The 18,774-nt window shown below is 63.5% G+C and carries 17 protein-coding genes; 4 read left to right on the top strand and 13 right to left on the bottom strand.

Features of this window, described 5'->3' with window-relative positions; genetic code table 11:
- Nucleotides 1–39: 39 nt before the first annotated feature.
- The 7 genes from paaX to GWG65_RS00890 all read right to left on the bottom strand — a co-directional run bounded on the left by paaX (nucleotide 40) and on the right by GWG65_RS00890 (nucleotide 6,252).
- Nucleotides 40–906 (bottom strand): phenylacetic acid degradation operon negative regulatory protein PaaX, encoded by an 867-nt coding sequence (gene paaX, locus GWG65_RS00920; protein ID WP_275193405.1) that lies wholly within the window; start codon nucleotides 904–906, stop codon nucleotides 40–42.
- 201 nt (nucleotides 907–1,107) lie between these two features.
- On the bottom strand, nucleotides 1,108–1,878 hold the full coding sequence (locus GWG65_RS00915) for an alpha/beta hydrolase (RefSeq protein ID WP_275193404.1): 771 nt from the start codon (nucleotides 1,876–1,878) through the stop codon (nucleotides 1,108–1,110).
- Between the two features lie 187 nt (nucleotides 1,879–2,065).
- A complete protein-coding gene (locus GWG65_RS00910; RefSeq protein WP_275193403.1) occupies nucleotides 2,066–3,352 on the bottom strand; it encodes a DUF445 domain-containing protein in 1,287 nt (428 codons plus the stop codon).
- A gap of 192 nt (nucleotides 3,353–3,544) precedes the next feature.
- On the bottom strand, nucleotides 3,545–4,000 hold the full coding sequence (locus GWG65_RS00905; protein WP_275193402.1) for a phasin: 456 nt from the start codon (nucleotides 3,998–4,000) through the stop codon (nucleotides 3,545–3,547).
- Between the two features lie 199 nt (nucleotides 4,001–4,199).
- The gene (locus tag GWG65_RS00900; RefSeq protein ID WP_275193401.1) at nucleotides 4,200–4,793 is read right to left on the bottom strand and encodes a GNAT family N-acetyltransferase; all 594 of its coding nucleotides are present in this window, start codon (nucleotides 4,791–4,793) and stop codon (nucleotides 4,200–4,202) included.
- Complete coding sequence (locus tag GWG65_RS00895; RefSeq protein WP_275193400.1) at nucleotides 4,790–5,872, bottom strand: alpha/beta fold hydrolase; 1,083 nt, start codon at nucleotides 5,870–5,872, stop codon at nucleotides 4,790–4,792. The genes GWG65_RS00900 and GWG65_RS00895 overlap by 4 nt, the downstream gene beginning before the upstream one ends.
- The gene (locus GWG65_RS00890) at nucleotides 5,869–6,252 is read right to left on the bottom strand and encodes a hypothetical protein (RefSeq protein ID WP_275193399.1); all 384 of its coding nucleotides are present in this window, start codon (nucleotides 6,250–6,252) and stop codon (nucleotides 5,869–5,871) included. The genes GWG65_RS00895 and GWG65_RS00890 overlap by 4 nt, the downstream gene beginning before the upstream one ends.
- 175 nt (nucleotides 6,253–6,427) lie before the next feature.
- On the opposite strand from GWG65_RS00890, the gene GWG65_RS00885 reads away from it, so the two are divergent.
- Together GWG65_RS00885 and GWG65_RS00880 are read left to right on the top strand one after the other, a co-directional pair.
- Nucleotides 6,428–7,348, top strand: coding sequence for an alpha/beta hydrolase (locus GWG65_RS00885; RefSeq protein ID WP_275193398.1), 921 nt, complete (start codon nucleotides 6,428–6,430; stop codon nucleotides 7,346–7,348).
- 129 nt (nucleotides 7,349–7,477) lie between these two features.
- The gene (locus GWG65_RS00880) at nucleotides 7,478–7,939 is read left to right on the top strand and encodes a nuclear transport factor 2 family protein (RefSeq protein WP_275193397.1); all 462 of its coding nucleotides are present in this window, start codon (nucleotides 7,478–7,480) and stop codon (nucleotides 7,937–7,939) included.
- Between the two features lie 29 nt (nucleotides 7,940–7,968).
- Here the strand turns inward: GWG65_RS00880 and GWG65_RS00875 are convergent, their stop codons facing one another.
- The 6 genes from GWG65_RS00875 to GWG65_RS00850 all read right to left on the bottom strand — a co-directional run bounded on the left by GWG65_RS00875 (nucleotide 7,969) and on the right by GWG65_RS00850 (nucleotide 15,701).
- A complete protein-coding gene (locus GWG65_RS00875; protein WP_275193396.1) occupies nucleotides 7,969–8,643 on the bottom strand; it encodes a spermidine synthase in 675 nt (224 codons plus the stop codon).
- A 30-nt stretch (nucleotides 8,644–8,673) separates the two neighbouring features.
- Nucleotides 8,674–11,910, bottom strand: coding sequence for a cytochrome P450 (locus GWG65_RS00870; protein WP_275193395.1), 3,237 nt, complete (start codon nucleotides 11,908–11,910; stop codon nucleotides 8,674–8,676).
- A gap of 129 nt (nucleotides 11,911–12,039) precedes the next feature.
- Nucleotides 12,040–13,035, bottom strand: a complete 996-nt coding sequence (locus tag GWG65_RS00865) for an alpha/beta hydrolase (RefSeq protein ID WP_275193394.1) — start codon at nucleotides 13,033–13,035, stop codon at nucleotides 12,040–12,042.
- Nucleotides 13,036–13,045: 10 nt separating this feature from the next.
- The gene (locus GWG65_RS00860; protein ID WP_275193393.1) at nucleotides 13,046–14,596 is read right to left on the bottom strand and encodes a wax ester/triacylglycerol synthase family O-acyltransferase; all 1,551 of its coding nucleotides are present in this window, start codon (nucleotides 14,594–14,596) and stop codon (nucleotides 13,046–13,048) included.
- 47 nt (nucleotides 14,597–14,643) lie between these two features.
- Nucleotides 14,644–15,444 carry an alpha/beta hydrolase gene (locus GWG65_RS00855; RefSeq protein ID WP_275193392.1) on the bottom strand — a complete coding sequence of 267 codons (801 nt, stop codon included), beginning with the start codon at nucleotides 15,442–15,444 and terminating at the stop codon, nucleotides 14,644–14,646.
- Entirely contained in the window at nucleotides 15,444–15,701 is a 258-nt protein-coding gene (locus GWG65_RS00850) for a DUF6489 family protein (protein WP_275193391.1), read from the bottom strand. Before GWG65_RS00850 ends, GWG65_RS00855 begins: the two co-directional genes overlap by 1 nt.
- Nucleotides 15,702–16,089: 388 nt before the next feature.
- On the opposite strand from GWG65_RS00850, the gene GWG65_RS00845 reads away from it, so the two are divergent.
- Together GWG65_RS00845 and GWG65_RS00840 are read left to right on the top strand one after the other, a co-directional pair.
- Nucleotides 16,090–17,691, top strand: coding sequence for an ABC transporter substrate-binding protein (locus tag GWG65_RS00845; protein ID WP_275193390.1), 1,602 nt, complete (start codon nucleotides 16,090–16,092; stop codon nucleotides 17,689–17,691).
- Between the two features lie 101 nt (nucleotides 17,692–17,792).
- Nucleotides 17,793–18,773: an ABC transporter permease gene (locus GWG65_RS00840; RefSeq protein WP_275193389.1), complete on the top strand. Its 981-nt coding sequence runs from the start codon at nucleotides 17,793–17,795 to the stop codon at nucleotides 18,771–18,773.
- The last annotated feature ends 1 nt before the right edge of the window (nucleotide 18,774 follow it).

Raw genomic sequence — 18,774 nt, 5'->3', positions numbered from 1 at the left:
CATAAATTAGATCATGCAAGATATTTCTGTAATATAAAATCAGGCGCCAAACCTCCGTTCCAGGAGCTTTCGCGCCGGCGGCAATGGCCCTTTCTCGTTGGTTCCGTGGCCGTCAAGCCATTGCTCCGATGGGGCAAGCAGTGCGCGATAGATCTCGCCGCAGAGCTCGCGAGCGGCCCTGCCCGGCCAATCCGCCGGCAACAGGCTATCCGGCAGCAACGGATCGCGCAGCACGACGCGGCGGTAGTAGTGGATCAGCAGGATACGCGCGGTGAAAGCGTCGACATCGGACAGCTCCGTGCCGCGCCCGATTGCGGCGCGCAGCGGCTCGAACATTGTCACGAACTTCAGATACGCGTCCGCAGTGCGGTCCAGCGGCCAGCTCGCCCTGAGCAGCCGGCGCCCGCTGTCGTCCTCGGCAGAGACTTCAAGACGGATGGCGCCGGCAGCCTCTGTCGGCACAGGGACGCCTGACGGCGCGACCCATACGCCCGGCAGCGGACTGCCGAAGCCGGCGTTGCGCAGCGCTTCGCGCGAGGCGTCGCGTTCCTCGCCGTTGCCGATCAGCAGGAGCTCGAAGCGGCCGGTCCAGTCCGACGGCGGCGGATCGTAGATGTGGCGCGTGGCAGCTTCAAAGGTCTGACGGCCCTTTTCAGCGAGACGATAAAAACTGTTGCGGCCGACCTTTTCGCGCGTCAGCCAGCCGTCGGCCGCGAGGCGCGACATCGCGGTGCGCACCACGCCGCCGTCGATCGCGAGGCCCTCGAAGAACTCAAGCAGCGTGCCGAGCCACACCGAGCCGCCACGCGGCACGATGGCATCGCCGAACATGGTGATGACAATGGAGCCGGTGCGCGACGGCTCGCGCTTGAGCTGGTCGATGATGCGGGAAAGCGGATGCGCCATCGGGATGCCATAGCGCGTTTGGTGCGGGCGGGACAATGGATGGGTGCAACGATGGAGGCGAGAGCCGGGCTTCGATCCTTCGAGACGGCGCTTCGCGCCTCCTCAGGATGAGGTCCAATTGCTTTCGCGCGGCGTCACTTGCTCTCAATCCTCATGGTGAGGAGCGCCGCAAACCCGCGCGTCTCGAACCATCAGGCCCGCTCACCTGTGCGGATCGGGATAAACCATGCTGCGCCAGCCGCTACGGTCGAACGGCCGCCACGTGCCTTCCTTCTGCGCGAGGCGGTCGGCGACAGCATAAACCGCAGCCGGATGGTGGCCCATGCCGCAATGACTGCTCTCGACCTCGATGCTCTCGGTCTCGGCGCCAGTCTTCTCCATGCAGCCCTGCCAGGCGCAGACACCGTCGGTGCGGCTGAAGATCGCCGTGGTCGGCACCGGCGGCGGAACGGCGAGTTCGCCGCCAAAGCGCGGATCGACCTGATCGGCGCGTTGTCCGCTGGCCCATTCGTAGACGCGCCAGGCATTGGTCGATTTGGGATCGCCCGCAAAGGGGCTGCCGAGCGTGATCACCTGGCGCACGCGCTCCGGCATCATCTTGGCGAGTTGGCGCGCATAGAGGCCGCCGAGGCTCCAGCCGACCAGGCTGATCTTGCGGCCATGGGTGTTGCTCAGCTCCTGGACCAGATCGACCATCGCATTTTGCACGCCAGGGCGCAGGCCGTAATTGCGACCCTGACGCCATCCAGCCGCCACATAGCCTTTGCTCGTCAGGAACGAACGCAGCGGGCGCGTGGACGTGTCGGAGGCCACGAGACCGGGCAGCACCAGAACCGGGTGCCCGTCGCCACGTGGGGCGAGGCTGAGCAGCGGCAACGCGCCGAGGAATGCGCCGAGTTCGTGGATCGCGCGCCCCTCTAGAAACATCAGGGTGCGGGACGGCGGATGCAGCGTCTGGGCAGCAGCGGTCATCAATTTTCCTCTGAAAAGGCTCCGGCCGCGATGCCGGAAAATGGACATGAATTCCAATACGCCGGCGTCTCGAACGTTCCGCAACGCAACATGAATCAGCTAGGCGGCCGGTTCCCCACATTCAAGCCGGTGGCGCGTGGGGCGACAATAGGCCTGCACGTTAATGCCAGCCGCCGTGATGCAAAAGTCACAGCAATCGAAGCAGGAATTCTACGGAGTAAAGGGCAAGGCCGGCGAGTCCACCGATCAGCGAGCCGTTGAATCGGATGTATTGCAGGTCGCGCCCTATGTTGATTTCAATCAGCGAAATCAGCTGCGTCATATTCCACGACTTGACCTGGTCGGAGATGAAAGTCGAGACGCCGCTTTTCTGGTCGGCGACGACGCTGCGCAGCACCGTCACCAGCCCCTTGTTGATCTCGCCGCGCAGCTCGGCATCGCCAGCCAGGGCTTCACCGGCGGAGACGAACACGCCGGCGAGATGATGCTGCAACACCTGCGTCTCGCCCGATGCGCTGCGCTCGATGAAGGAACGCGTGTTGGCCCAGACGGTGCGGGCCAGATCGGCAAGCTCGGGGCGCGCCAGCAGATCGCGCTTCAGGCCGTCGATGCGATCGATATAGGCCCGATCGGTGCCGAGCCGGTCGACGAAGGTCAGCACCATGCGGTCGAACTCGCCGCGGAACGGGTGCTTCGGATCGGCCCGCACTTCGTCGAAGAAGGCCGTCGCCGACGCCACGATCTTGTTCACCAGAAACTTGTCGGCGCGGTAGAGCCTGAGCAGGGTCGGCAATTCCGCGCGGACCTTGTCGCGGATCATCGCCATCGTCTCCTTCTGATGCAGCGTGTCGTGCATCACGCGCAGGAGATCGTCGAACAGGATCTGGTGCCGTCCTTCCGCGACGAAGCCGCGCAGCGTGCCGGCGGCGAGCGGCGCAAGATCGATCGCCTGCAGCTGCGAGGACATGCGGCGGACGATGAAGGTCATCAGGCCGGAACTTTCCGTCGCCGAGAATGCCTCCGGCAACAGGCGGAGCGCGAAGCGCGCGAGATCGTCGCTGCGCTTGCGGTCGCGCAGCCAGTCGGCAACAAAGGAGCCGAAGTCGATCTCCTTCAACTTGGCCTCGACCGGACCGGCCTCGAGAAAATGCACCTGGATGAATTCGCCCAGCTTGTCGGCGATGCGGGCCTGGTTGCTCTGGATGATCGCGGTGTGCGGGATCGGCAGGCCGAGGGGCCGCTTGAACAGCGCGACCACCGCATACCAGTCCGCAATACCTCCGATGGTCGCGGCTTCCGCGAAGGCGGCGATGAAGCCGAATACTGGATGCACGGGCAGGAGCCATTTCGCGACGACGAACAGCCCGAGCGTCGAGGCCAGCACCAACGTGGCCAACGCTTTGACGCGCCGCAGTTCGGCTGCGCGCTCGGTGTCGCCGGGGGTATCGAAAGAGAAGGTGGCTTGCGCGGTCATGATGGCCTTCGGTCCTCATCCTGAGGAGCCGCGTAAGCGGCGTCTCGAAGGATGAAGCCACGCCTGGGCCTCATGGTTCGAGACGGCGCTAGGCGCCTCCTCACCATGAGGGGCAGCGGTATACTGGCTTCAGATAAAAACAAGGCCCGCCGAAGCGGGCCTCAAATTCAGTTTATCGATTCAGACGCGCAATCAGGCGGTCTTGGTGTAGGCCTTGGCGAAATTGTCCTGAGCGGACTTCGCGCCGTTGGCGGCGAGCTTGCCGAGATAATCGGTGGTCGCCTTGGCGCGCGAGACGAACGCTTCGCCACGTGCACGGAGCAGGTCCGACTGGATCTGGACGGCTTCGTTGATCGACTTGGCCGACGCGAGCTTGTCGATGCCTGCGAAGAACGCCTCGGCGTCCTCGTAGATCGCCTGCTGGATGTTGCGGCTGATCTTGCCGGCCTCGGTGACGGATTCGGTCACGGCATTCTCGATGACCGCGGTCACGCGCTCGGAGCCGGCGAAAACCTCGGCAGCACGATCCTTGGCGGTGTTGGCGGACTTCTTGACGAACTCGCGGGCAGCCTCAGGAACTTCCATGTTCTGGATGTTCTTGAACGCGTCCTTGAAGCCCTCGAAAGCGGTGTTGGTTTCGGTTGTCATTGGGTCTCTCCATCCTCATTGATTTGAGCTATGGGCTCACCCCGTCCGATTTGGCCCGGGGCACGGCCTATATGGCATAGTTAATTGTGCAGTGCAATATCGATATTGCGGTGCGATATCACGAAAACGTGATCGGCCTTAGAAACTGGCATCATGCTGCCTTCCTGATCGATCAGTTCCAATCCGGGGCGCGATGGGCTTAGTGCTGGACGGCGCCGGGGAGTCCATAGGCCTCCATCTGGACCTGGACCTGCGCGATGTTGTGACCGAGCACGACGATGTCGTGGGTCTTGCCATCGACGTCCCGGACATGATCCCGCAGCAGCGCCTCGGCCTTGAAGCCGAGGCTTTCGAACAGGGCGATCGCCGCCCGCTGATCCACCGTCATCTGGACCGAAAGCTTTTCGAGGCCGGCGCCGAGCGCAAGCGCAAAGGTCTCCTGCGACAGCGCCTTCCCGACCCCCTTCCCGCGGACATCGGGCGAAACCACCATGCGGATCTCGCCGACATGAGGCGACCAGGAGTGGGGATCGCGCACCAGCGTGCCGCAGCCGACGACCTTGCCGTCCGTCACTGCGAGCAGGCTCGTGATCGCGCCGCGACCGATCTCCTTGATCCAGGCCGAGAGCACCTTCGGCTCGCTGATGTTGCGCGGCAGGAACAGCAGGTCGTGGGTCGGCAGGCCCTTGCCGAAGGCGAGCACCGCGGCCTCGTCCGCCGGCGCCATCAGGCGGATCTCGATATCGCCCGCCTCGGTCTTGACCCGACACGGATAGGAACGCTGCTCGTTCATGTCGATCTCTTTCCCAGCCAGGAGTCCAGTTTCGGCCACAGCCGCTTGACCGCGTTGGCGCCTGCGACCAGCGAGACGTGACCGCCTTTGAGCATCACCTCTTCCTTGTCCTCGGATCCGATCTTGACGATCAGATGTTTTGCGGCGTCATAGGGCACGATGTGGTCGTGCTCCGCGACCGCGTGCAGGAACGGCACCTTGATGTTTTCGAGTTTCGCCGCACGGCCGCCGACCGACATGGTGTCGTTGAACAGTTTGTTGTCCCACATCAGATCCTTGGTGATGGTGCGGAAGTATTCGCCCGCCAACGGCAGCGTGTCGGTCGCCCAGCGGTCGAACATCCGGTACGACTTCACGAACTCGTCGTTCCAGATGTTTTCCCAGAGCTGGATCTGGCTCACCGTGCGCGAGGCCGGCCGCAGCATCTCGAACGAGGACAGGATCATCTCCGGAGGCACGTTGCCGACGCTGTCGACCAGACGGTCAACGTCGAAATAGCGACGGTCGGAAAAATTGGAAAATAGCTTCATCTCGCGGAAATCGATCGGCGTGGTGAAGCAGATCAAATTCTTCATCGGCCCATCCGGGAAGATCGAGCCGTAGAGCAGCGACAGCACGCCGCCGAAGCAATAGCCGATGACCGAAACGTCCTGCTCGCCGGAATCCTGCTGCACGCGGCGCACGCAATCCGGGATGAAGCCGAGGACATAGTCCTCCATCCGCAGGCTCTTCTCCTCCGGACGCGGCGCGCTCCAGTCGAGCATGTAGACGTCGTAGCCGCGCTTGAGCAGGAACTCGATGAAGCTCTGGCCAGGCACGAGATCGAGGATGTAGCCGCGGTTTGTCGTCGCCATCACGATCAGCACCGGCACGCGGTAGATCTCATCGGACATCGGCCGGTAGTGATAGAGGCTCATCGTGCCGCGCGAGTGCAGCACGTCCTTCGGAGTCGCCCCCAGTGTGGGGCCCGAGGTCGAGAAATACTCGACACCCTTGATGCTGCGCTGGATTGCGCGCTGCACCTCGGACTGGATGCGTTCCGGGATCGATGCGAGATCCAAGCCGGTGGGTGCGTTCACGTCTCCTCTCCGCCCTCAGACGGCGGGCGCTTGGTGCGCGGCGGTCGCAATGCGGTATCGGAGCCCTGAGACACGTCGGAACCCGCCGCCATCTGGCTCAGCATCGACTTGATCTCGCCGATCTGACCTTCGATCGCTTGCAGCCGTTCGGCAAGGCCGGTGACCTGCTCGCGGCTCGGCAGGTTCATCGACACCAGATATTTCTCCATCAGCTCGCCGAGCTGCTTCTGAGCACCTGCAGCAACGCCGCCGGCCCGGTTCATCGCTTGCGAAAACTCGGGGGACGCCATGGCTTGATTGGCGAAGGAGTTGAATCCCTTCTCCATCTCACCAACCATCTTCTGCCACATGGCAACGGGGTCGTTGATCTTGTCCGTCATCGCGTCCTCCACCTCGCGAGGGCTTTTGGCGCCCTTCTTTTCTCGCCATACCACACCGTTGTCGCGAGCCGGTCAACCTGCGAGACGCGGCCCTGGCGTCGCGCCGCAGGCTTCTTTGCCGCGGCAAACCATGCGATAGAACGAACATCGTGCAACCCACTCCGAGGAGCGGTCAGTGAACGCCTCCGCCCATCAGCCGCCCCAGATCGTCAGCGCCAACGGCATCGACATCTGTTACGAGATTTTTGGCAACGACAATGCCGAGCCGCTGCTGCTGATCATGGGGTTAGGCGCCCAGATGATCCATTGGGACGACGCCTTCTGCGAACAGCTCGCTTTGCGCGGCTTTCGCGTTATCCGGTTCGACAATCGCGACATTGGCAAGTCGAGCCATCTGACAGGCGGCAAGCGCCTCACGCCGCTCGAACTCCTAAAATTGCGCTTTCTCAGGATGCCGGTTGCCGCAACCTACAAGCTGATCGACATGGCCAAGGATACGATCGGCCTGATGGACGTGCTCGGCATCAAGTCCGCACATCTGGTCGGCGCCTCAATGGGCGGCATGATCGCGCAGGAAGTGGCGTTGTCGTTTCCAGAGCGCGTGCGCTCGCTGACCTCGATCATGTCGACCACCGGCAATCCACGCGTGCCGCCGCCGACGCGCGAGGCCGCCGCGATGCTGATGGCGCCGCCGCCGCGCAGCAAGGAGGAATTCATCGTTCGCTACGGCCAGACCTGGAAGATCTTGCGCGCGGGCTCCTTTCCGGAGGAAGAGGCGCTCGATCCCGGCCGCGCCGAGCGCGTCTTCGCGCGCGGGCTCAATCCGGCCGGCGTCGGCCGGCAGCTCCGCGCCGTGCTTGCCTCCGGCAGCCGCAAGGAACGCCTGCAAGACGTCAAGACGCCGACGCTGGTGATCCACGGCACCGTCGATCCTCTGGTGCATCCGGACGGCGGCAAGGACACGGCGGCATCGATTCCCGGAGCAAGAATGTTGATGATCGAGGGCATGGGCCACGCTTTGCCGATGCGATTCTGGCCACAACTCATCGATGCCATCGACAGCCATGCGCATGGCGCGGCGGCGAAGGCGGCGTAGCCTGACGCAGCCGGTCTCCTCGCGGTGACCATGTGAGCTGCCAGATACCATCTTACGGCCGTCTGGCGCGGACGCTATACCAGCGCTCCCCATTACAGGAGAAGAAGGCTACGGCCTCTCGGAGTTATCATGCATCTCATCTTCCGGTCAGCCGCAACGATCGCCGCCTTGGCTCTTTTTGTGCTCTCCGCTCACGTCAGCGCAAGTGCAGGCGACGCGCAGGAGGCGAACCGCAAGGCCGTGCTTGCCTTCTACGAGAAAGGTCTCAATCAAAAGGACGCTGACGCCGCGCTCGCCTATGTCGGGGACCGCTATGTCCAGCACAATCCGAACGCCGCAGATGGTCCCGAAGGCTTTCGCAAATTCATCGGCTTCCTGCGTGAAAAGTTTCCGAACTCGCACAGCGAGATCAAGCGATCCTTCGTCGACGGCGACTACGTCATTCTCCACGTTCACGCGGTTCGCGAACCCGGCACAAGGGGCAACGCCATCGTCGATATCTTCAAGCTGGAGAACGGCAAGATCGTCGAGCACTGGGACGTCGTCCAGCCCATTCCCGAAACTCCCGCGAATAACAATACGATGTTCTGACGGACAGAACGTGAGGCTCGGAAAACGGGCTAATTCTTCGTCGCGATCCAGATCACATGGCGCGATCCACCGCCTCTGCCGGTGGCGCGGATATTGACTTCGTTGACGTCGAAACCCGCGCTGCCGAGGCGCTTGGCGAATGCCGGGTTGGGCCCCGATGACCAGACCGCCAGCACGCCCCCCGGCCGCAGCGCGGTCCTCGCCGCTTTCAACCCGGTGGAACTATAGAGTGCATCATTGCCCTTCCGGGTCAGCCCCTCCGGTCCGTTGTCGACATCAAGGAGAATGGCGTCGAACGCCGACCAGTGCTCCCGGATGATTTGGGCGACATCGGTTTCACGGATGATTGCTCGCGGGTCCTCGAGGCTATCGCCAAAGACTTGTGCCATTGGACCTCGCGCCCACGCGACCACCGCGGGAACGAGCTCGGACACCACGATCCTCGCCTGGCTCCCGAGCACCGCAAGTGCCGCACGCAACGTAAAGCCCATCCCGAGCCCCCCGATGAGCACATGCGGCTTGGCGACCGTCTCGATCTTCTTCGCCGCGAGCGTCGCGAGGGCCGCCTCCGAGCCCGACAGGCGGCTGTTCATCAGCTCGTTGGTGCCGAGCATGATGGAGAACTCCTTGCCACGGCGCATCAGGCGCAGCTCGCCGTCCGAACCGGGAATCCGGCCGGTATCGATTTTTTCCCAGGGAATCATGGGTAAGGTTTAGCACGATCGGGCCGACGGTCACCCTCCTGCCCAGACATCCAGCACATACCGGTTCTTGGCACCCAGCTCCTCGATCCAGCGCGCGGCTGCTGCCGCATCCCCGCCGCTCTTCTCGCGCGAGATCGCAACCAGCGCCGCCTTCACATCGGGCTCCATCTTGCCGCCATCGCCGCAGACATAGATGATGGCGCCCTGCTCGATCAGGGGCCAGACCTTGTCCGTCTGCGCGGCAAGCAAGTGCTGCACGTAGGTCTTCGGCCCGCCCGCGCGCGAGAACGCTGTGAAGAGTTCGGCGATGCCGCTGGCCGCCAACCCCTTCAGTTCATCCGCATAGAGATAGTCCTGGTCGGGATGACGGCAGCCGAAGAACAGCATCGCCGGGCCGAGGGTGGCGCCCTTCGCCTTCCGGGCGGCGCGCTCCTGGAGGAATCCGCGGAACGGCGCCAGCCCCGTACCCGGGCCGATCATGATGATCGGCACCGTTGAATCGTCCGGCAGGCGGAAGCCAGCCTTGGTTTCCCGCACCGCCGCGTAGACCGTATCGCCCGCGCGGCGATCACGCAGATAGTTCGAGCAGATGCCCTTGTAGAGGCCGCGCCCGGACGCCGCCGGGCCGCCGACCACGCCAACGGTGATGCTGCAACGGGCGAGATCGACCGATGGCGAGGACGAGATCGAATAATAGCGCGGCGCAAGCAGCGAGAGCATTTCGAGGTAAGCGTGGAACGGTAGCTCGCAGGCTGGATACTCGCTGAGAAGATCGAACACCGATTTGCGCTTGGCCAGGATCTCGGCGCGGTAGCGCTCGCTAGCCTCGGCCTCGTCGCCGACGAGGCCGAGCAGTTTCGGCTTGGTCACCGGGCAGCGTGTATGCTCCGACATGATCTGGATCTGCTTTCGCGTCGCGACCTGCTGAAGCTCGACGAAATCGGTCAGCAGCTGGCCGACCGAGACGCTGTCGCCGACCGGCAGTTGCGCGCGGCGCCCCTCGGCGACCCGCAGCCTGATCTGGTCCGCCGGGAGGAAGCCGAAGCGGCGGGCGACGGCATCGACCAATGCCGGATCGTTGCGCGGCACCACGCTGAGATGGTCGCCGACGCGGTAGTTCGCGCCCCGCGGCAACTGCACCTCGATATGCCGCGTCGAGCGCTCGGACGGATTGGGGCCGCTCTTGTTCTGGAGCTCGTCGTTGACGAGCACTTTCATCGCCACAGCGCCGCCGAGGGCCGCGACCGCGTTGACCGCCCCGGGCGCGACCGGCTCGACCCTGTAGAGCGGTTCGTCGTCGGTGCTACGGCTGAAGTCCGCGGTGAGCCCCCACTCTTTCATGGCCGCAGGCGCGGCGGCGGCGAACCATTTTTCGAACTGGCCGTCGAGATCGCTCCTGGCATCGCCCTCGCCGCGCGCATAGAGACTGCGCGCACCACGGGCTGCAAGCTGCTCGTCGATGAACCGGGGTACTGATTGATAGGTCGCAGCCCAGTCGCTGTTGCCGCAGCCGAACACGGCGTAACGCACCTTCGACAGCGCATCCTTCGACGTATCCCCGTGCAACCATTTGATGAATCGGGTGGCGTTGTCCGGCGGCGCGCCGTTGTAGGACGCGCAGAAGATCAGCACGCCGCCCTCCTCCGGCAGTTTTCCGGCATAGTCGTCGAGCGGCCCGAGGCTGCTCGCAAAGCCGTTGACCTCGGCGAGATCGGCGACGCGGGTTGCGAGTTCCTCCGCCGTGCCAAGGTTGGAACCGTAGAGCACCAGCAGCGGCGTATTGTGTCCGGGCCGAGTCGTCGCACGCGGCGCAGTTGTGCCCGCAATTGTCGCCGCCGCCGCAGGCCCGCCATAGGCGCCGCGCTCACGATCCGCGCGCGGACGAACCTTGATCTTGAAGCCCTCCGGCTTCATCGTCAGGGTCTCCTTCAGGTGCATCTGGTAGCGCTGATGGTCGACCAGCCTGAAGCGCTGGAGGATCATGCCCAGCGCGAGCGCGGCTTCGTGCATGGCAAAGCCGCGGCCGATGCAGGCGCGTTGGCCGTTGCCGAACGGCTTCCACGCGTTGACCGGACGCTTGGCCTCCGCCTCGCGGCTGAAATTCTCGGGGTCGAAAGCATCCGGGTTCGGCCCCCAGACCGAGGAATCGCGATGCAGTGCCGTCACCAGGATCGTGGTGAAGGTGCCCTTCCCGAGCTTGTATTTGCCGCCGCCGATGGTCTCATCCTTGAGGGGCGAGATGCCATAGGCCGGCGCCGGCGGCCACAGCCGCAGCGCCTCTTTGAGGATCTGCGTGATGTAGGTGAGCTGCGTCACCTGCTGATAGGTCGGCTTGGCGTCGACGTCGGGGCCGAAGACGCGGTCGACCTCGTCATAGGCCTTCTTCAGAATGTCCGGATGCTTGAGCAGCGCATAGAGCGTGCAGGACAGCAGGCCACTGGTTGTCTCGTGGCCCGCGATCAGGAAGGTGTTGATCTGATAGCGGATGTTAACGTCGTCGAGCTGCTCGCCGGTGGCGCGGTCGACGCCGGTCATCATTGCCGCGAGCATGTCCTTCTTGTCGTCGATCGCCTCTGCGCCCTTGCGCCGTTCGGCGATGATCTCGTCGACCATCCCATTCATGAAGGCGACGTCTTCGGCCATGGTCTTGCGGCGCTTCTGCATCCAGATCTGCTCGAACGGCAAACCGCGGGTCATCATGATGGTTTCGAGCGAGCGCACCAGCGACTCGACGAAGGGATGGTAGTCGCGCCGGTAGAATGAGTTGAAACGGTAGTCGAAGCCGCACAGGCCGATCGTATCCAGCGTCAGCGCAGTCATGTCGTGGACGACGTCGATCTCTTCGTCGGCGTTGAGTCGTTCCCATTTCTTGACAAGCTGCTCGGCGATATCGACCATGCTCGGGTGATAGGACTGCATGGCACGGTTGCCGAAGGGCTGGAGCAGGATGTTGTGCGCCTTGGTCCAGTTCGGCTCGTTGGTATCGGCGGTGAACAGGCCGTCACCCCCGACCGCGCGGACGCGCCGCAGCGCGCCGCGCACCGCCTTGTCGAAACGCTTCTCGTCGGAGAGCTCGTCGACGAGATCGTGACCGGAGACGACGACGATCGGCGAGCCCATCATGTCGAGCCAGAAGATCGGCCCGAGCTCCTTGGCAAGCCGCGTCAGGTGCTGCACCGGCGCGGCCGAATCCAGCGACAGCATGTTGCCGACCACCGGCTTGGTCGGCGGCTGCGGAATCGGGTCCAGTCGGTTCTTGGCTGACATTGAAATGTAGTCCCCCTGCACCAATGTCGTCATTGCGAGCGAAGCGAAGCAATCCAGAAATATATCTGCGGAGGCAGTCTGGATTGCTTCGTGGCTTCACTCCTCGCAATGGCGAGTCGCAATGACGAGCTAACCGAACCGCCTTCTACGCCATTCGATCAGCTTGGCGCTGACCTCTTCCGGCTTCTCCTGCTGCGTCCAATGGCCGCTGTCGCGGACCAGGTATTTTTCGAGATCGGGTATCAGCTTGTCCATGCCGTCGGCGGAAGACGGCGGCAGCACCGCGTCGTTCTCGGCCATGATCATCAGCGACGGCACGAGCACCGTATGGTCGAGCCCTTCGGAGCGCATCCAGTTGCGCGACATGTTGCGGTACCAGTTGATGCCGCCGGTAAAGCCGGTCCGGGTAAAGTTGTCGACGAACACCTTCTTCTCTTCCGGCGACAGGATCGGCGTACGCGGATCATGCTTGGCGTCATAGCCGGCGATCATCTGCGGAAACGCCAGATTGACCCGCGGCGAAGCGCCGACGCCAGCAACCACCTCCTCGGCCGGTGCGTCGGGCGGACGCGGCGCCGGCTTGCGCATGAACGCATCGAATGTTTGCTCGACGCGGCTGCCAAAGATCCTGTCGGGTTCGCGCGCCGGATCCTGGAATTGCACGATGTACATCTTGTCGCCGAAGCGGGCGCGCAGCAGCTCGATCGGATCGGCCCATGCACGATTGGTATGAGGCGTGTTGATACCGACCACCCCGGCAACCCGGTCGATATGCCGCAACGGCATCTGCCAGACGACGAAGCCGCCCCAGTCGTGTCCGACGAAGACCGCCTTGTCGATCTGGAGATGATCGAGCAGCCCGACGAGGTCTCCGGTCAGATGTTCGATGTCGTAGTCCTCGACCGGCTCGGGCTGGTCGGTCGCCCCGTAGCCGCGCTGGTCCGGCGCGATCACCCGAATCCCGGCCTCGCTCAGCGCCTTGATCTGGTAACGCCAGGAGAAGGCGAGCTCCGGCCAGCCGTGGCACAGCACCATCGGCGGCTTGTCGGTGACCGGGCCCGCCTCGTAATAGCCCATGCGGATTCCGTTCGTCTGTACGAACTTGAGCGGTGGCATTTCAATCATCTCAGCATTCCTACTCAGCGGCACTCTTGATGTCGGCCGCCGGCGGCGCGTAGGCCGCCTCCAGCGCGGCAAACTCGTCCGGCAGCATGTCGCACATCACTTGCACGTGCGGAATGATGTTGGCGCCGACGATAAAGCCGAAATCGAGCTGGTCGCGATAGCTCTGCACGGTGATGTTGAGCGCCTGGCCGTGCGTCGAGATCGACACCGGGAAGATGTGCAGCAGCTCGGCGCCGGCGGCATAGAGCGTCTGCCGCGGCCCCGGCACGTTGGAGACGGTGATGTTGGCGGCCGGCGGCAGCACATCGGACAGGTTCGACCGGCTGTAGAGCAAGGCCAGGATCTGCACCATCATCGGCGCGCCCAGCATCGAGATGTTGGAGACCTGCGGCATCAGCGCGCGCAGCGGATGCGACATCTCCTTGGATTTGGTCGACTGCGCGATGATCGCCTCCAGCCGCGCCTTGGGATCGTCGATGTTGGTCGCGATCGAGCAGATCATGCCGAACACCTGGTTGTTGGCCTCGGTGTTGCCCTCCTCGCGCAGCGAGATCGGCACCGCTGCGGTCAGCGATTTCGCAGGAAGGGTGCTGTACTCCTTGAGGTAGCGCCGGACCACGCCGGAGGCGAGCGCCAGCACCACGTCGTTGAGCTTGCCGCCGGCTTGCTTGGCGAGCGCCTTGGCCCGCGACAAAGGGATCGAGACACCGGCAAAACTGCGCTCGGACGAGATCGTCTTGTTCAGCATGGTCGGCGGCGACACCATGCTGGCGAGGCTCTCGCGCGACCTCGGATCGGAGATCTTGCCGAGCACGTCGGAGACGCTCTTGACCATGGTCGGGATGTTTCCGGCAAAACGCACCGCGCTCTCGATCTGGTACATCGCATTGTCGAACAGGATCGAGCCGATGTCGCTCTTGCCGGTGCGCGGCAGTTGCAGGTTCTTGGCGGCGGAAGAGGCATCGAGCGGCTGGCTGAAGAGCTGCTGATAGGAATCGAGCAGGTTCGCCGCGATGTCGCGCGGCTCCTGTCCGGACTTGGCACCACTGGTCGGTGGATCGACCTTTCGTGGTATCGGCGAGATGTCGTAGATCATGTTGGTCAATGCCGCGCCGGCGCCGCCGTCGATGGCGGCATGGTGCATCTTGGAATAGAGCCCGACCTCGTTGTCCTTCATGCCCTCGAACACGTAAAACTCCCAGAGCGGGCGGGCGCGGTTCAAGAGCTTGGCATGCATCCAGCCGACGATGCGCTCGAGCGTGGCGCGGTCGCGCGGCGCGGGCAGGCTGGCGCGGAAGATGTGGCGGTCGATGTCGAACTGGTCGTCCTCGACCCAGGAGGGATGGTCGATGTCGAGCGGCGCCTTCTCCAGCCGAGCTTTCAGGATCGGCGCGATATGCAGGCGCGAGACGATCATCGCCTTGAAGTCTTCGAAGAAGTCGCCCTTGTAGTCGTCCGGCAGGCGGAAGATCGCCATGCTCCCGACATGCATCGGCATTTCCGGCGTTTCCAGATAGAGAAACGACGCATCCAGCGACGACAGCTTCTTACCGTCAGCCATGGTTCCCTCCCGAGCGTCTTGACGGGCGCCTTGGGCGGCGCTTCTCGTCAGGCCGATACTGCCCGTTCCGGCGGGGCATATGCAATGGCAAACGGCCCTGCCCGGTCAAATGGCCAGAACTCCCCTTCCGGTTGCGCCAGACGATCGGCGACGGCCCACAACGCCGCGGGGTTTACCCCGAGCCCGATATGGCTCGCCAGGTGCACCTCGATGTTCTCGGCACGCTCGGACGGACGCAGCAGGCAGGTCCGCCAGTTCACAACGCCGTCGGCGCGCGAGTAGATCGAGCTGGTCGGCACCGGCAGGTCGCCGGCGATCGCTTCGCGCGCTTCCGCAAAATCCTCAACCCGTTCGCCGGACAGCGCCTCGTAGAGCCGCGTCGCATTGGTCGCCCGCACGTCGTTGGCAAAGGGGCTGCCGAGCGTGACGACGTAGCGAACCATCTCGGGCGCCTGAAGCGCCAGATCGCGGGCATAGACGCCGCCTAGACTCCATCCGACCAGGCTGACCTTCCGTCCGCTTGCAGCATGGATTTCGGCGAGGCGGGTGCGCAACGCCTCCCGCATCCGCCCCAGGCCTCCCAGATTGCGTCCCATCCGCCAGGCGTGCGTATCGTAGCCGAGCTCGCTCAAATAGCGCCGCATCGGCGCCATCGAGAGGTCGCTGGCGAGAAAACCGGGCAGCGCCAGCACCGGATGTCCGTCGCCCCTCGGCGCACGCATCAAGACGGGCGACAGCAACAGGCTGGCGTTGAATTCTAACAGGCCGCGGGCTTCGGCAAGCAGGAGGCCAAGGCCCGGCGGACGAAGCCGACCCGACGCCCGTGGCCCGTGCTTTGCACCCGACATTATTTTTTCTTGTCGCCGCTGCGCGTGCCGCCAAGGCCGGCCATCGTGACGAACATGTCCTGAAACCGCTCGGCGATCTTCGGATCGAAGGTGAACCAGCTCTGGATCAGCGATTCCGGTGAGATCTTGTCGATGTTGCTCAAGACCTGCTGCTGCAGCTTGTCCATGACGGCAATTTGCATCGGCGAGACATCCGGCAATCCGAAGAACTGGCGGGCCTCGAGGGGGGTGCAGTCGATTTCGATATTAACTTTCATGTCCCCTCCGGATAAGATTCGAGCGGCCTGTCGGAGTATCGCCGCGACACGGTGCGCAACGCAAGCGACCTGATCCGGGCGACGGGCGCCGGCTCCCGCAATCGGCAGGTATGGTCAATCAAATCGCTTCGCCGCGAAAGCGCTCGCCCGAGGCCGGCATGGGCGTTACCGCCTTGCCCCCCGGGGACTTCACAGGTCGAAAAGTCGAATATCGTCCGCCGACCTTTCGCCCCCAAATTGCCGGTCAGCATTGCTGCACAGCGGTGCAACTTGGCGCGTTCCTTGCTGGAATGGCGCTTGCACGGGTCGAGAACTCTGGGCAACATGGATCGATCAGCCCCGCCGAACAATCAAAAATGACGGTGCGGGCGAGTGGAGAGGGTCAAGAATGTCAGTCGGACGAAGTCTGTTTGCGGCGACGCTCGCCGGTATGCTTGCGTTGGCGGTCTCGCCGGCGTCGAGCCAGACGCTGCGCTATGCCAACCAGGGTGAGCTGAAATCGCTCGACCCCTACACGCTGAACGAGTCGACGACCAGTGCGCACCTCGGCCATGTCTATGAGGGCCTGGTCGCCCGCGACAAGAATTTGAAGATCATCCCGGCGCTGGCCGAAAGCTGGGAGACGCCGGAACCGACACGCTGGCGCTTTCACCTGCGCAAGGGCGTGAAATTCCACAATGGCGACCCCTTCACCGCGGACGATGTGGTGTTCTCGGCTGAGCGCGTGCGGGCGAAAGGCTCGAACTTCCTCAGCCGCCTCCCCGCCGACGCGAAGGTCGTCAAGATCGACGATTATACCGTCGATTTCATCCTTACCGCGCCCAATCCCATCCTGACGGCGCTGTGGGCGACCTGGTACATTATGGACAAGAAATGGGCAGAGGCGAACGATGCGGCGGCGCCGACGCCGGCAGCCGCCACGACGCCGAGCTACGCCTCGCTTCATGAAAACGGCACCGGCCCCTTCATGATCGAGAGCCATCAGCCGGGCGTGAAGACCGTGTTCAAGGTCAATCCGAACTGGTGGCGCAAGCCGGAACATAATCTGAAGGAGATCATCTTCACGCCGATCGCATCCGAGGCCACGCGCGTCGCGGCACTGCTGTCGGGCGAGGTCGACGTGATCGAACCGGTTCCGGTCCAGGACATCCAGCGCGTCAATTCAAGCCCCAACGCTACCGTGCTGACGGGGCCTGAACTCCGCACCATCTTCGTCGGCATGGACCAATCGCGCGACGAGCTGCTATACTCGAACATCAAGGGCAAGAACCCATTCAAGGACATTCGCGTCCGCGAAGCCGTCTACAAGGCGATCGACGTCGACCTGATCAAGAACCGCGTCATGCGCGGCCTCTCGACGCCGTCCGCGCTGATGATCGCACCGGAGCTCTATGCGCTGTCGAAGGACTTCACCCGGCCGAAGCTCGATCCCGACGGCGCCAAAAAGCTGCTGGCGGACGCCGGCTATGCCGACGGTTTCGAAGTAACGATGGACTGCCCGAACGATCGCTACGTCAATGACGCAGCGATCTGCCAGGCGGTCGTCGGCATGCTCGCCCGTATCGGCATCAAGGTGAACCTGCTGGCGCAGCCCAAGGCGCAATACTTCGCCAAGGTGCTGAAGCCCGGCGGCTACAAGACCTCGTTCTTCATGCTGGGCTGGACCCCCGACACGCTGGACTCCCACAACGTGATGCACGACATCATGGGGTGCCGCGACGATCCCAAGGATCCCAACCGCGGCGAAGCCAATCTCGCCGGCTATTGCAACAAGCAGTTCGACGAGCTCGCGGACAAGGTTCTCCTGGAGCCCGATACGACCAAGCGCGATCTCCTGATCAAGCAGGCCTACGAGCTCGCGATCAAGGACTACGCCTACGTTCCGCTGCATCAGCAGGCGCTCGCATGGGGCGTGTCGAAGAAGGTGAAACTGACCCAGCGCGCAGACAACCAGGTCCTGCTCTACTGGGCGACTAAACAGGACGAGTAGGTGTCGACAAGTTGTGAAGTCCCGGAAGCCCTGGCTTCCGGGACTTGCTGTTTCGGGCTAACGCGATGATGCGCGCCCCTGAAGAGATGTGAAAGGAACAGATGCTCGCTTTCACACTACGCCGGGCCATCCAGGCCGTCGGCGTCATGATCGCCGTCGGGATCATCGCGTTCTCGATGTTCCGCTTTGCCGGCGACCCCGTGAACCAGATGGTCGGGATGGATACCTCGGGCGCCGAACGCGCCGCGATCCGCAAGTCGCTCGGCCTCGACGATCCCGTCATCGTGCAGTTCGGCCGCTATGTCGGCAATGCCGCGCAGTTCAAGTTCGGCGTGTCCTACCAGTTCCGACTGCCCGTCAGCAACCTGCTGATGGAGCGGATGCCGGCAACGCTGGAACTCGCGATCTGCGCCACCATCTTCGCGATGCTCAGTGGCATCCTGATGGGGGTCTATTCGGCGCTTCGCCGCGACACCTGGCTCGCCCATTTATTCCAGGCGATTTCGCTGATCGGAATTTCGCTACCGACTTTCCTGATCGGCATTCTCCTGATCTACCTGTTCTCGGTGACGCTCGGCTGGCTGCCCTCCTTCGGCCGTGGCGATGTCGTGCGTATCGGCTGGTGGACGACGGGGCTATTGACGCTGTCGGGATTGAAAGCCCTGATCATGCCCTCGATCACGCTCGGCCTGTTCCAGATGACCTTGATCATGCGCCTCGTCCGCGCCGAGATGCTCGAGGTGATGCGGACCGACTACATCCGCTTCGCCCGGGCACGTGGCCTGTCCACCCGCGCCATCCATTTCGGGCACGCGCTCCGCAACACGCTGGTTCCCGTGATCACCGTGGCCGGCCTGCAATTTGGCTCGGTAATTGCATTTGCGATCATCACCGAGACCGTGTTCCAGTGGCCGGGCATGGGGCTCCTGTTCGTGCAGGCCGTTCAGAACGTCGATATCCCGATCATGGCCGCCTATCTGATGATGGTGTCCCTGATCTTCGTCACCATCAATCTCGTGGTTGATATCCTCTACACCATCGTCGATCCGCGTCTGCGCTCGACGGTCAGCCGGGCGCACTAGA

The organism is Bradyrhizobium sp. CSA207, from assembly GCF_029051685.1.
Taxonomy (GTDB): domain Bacteria; phylum Pseudomonadota; class Alphaproteobacteria; order Rhizobiales; family Xanthobacteraceae; genus Bradyrhizobium.
Note: the sequence above shows the minus strand (reverse complement) of the source record. Positions and strands in the feature narration are given on the sequence as shown.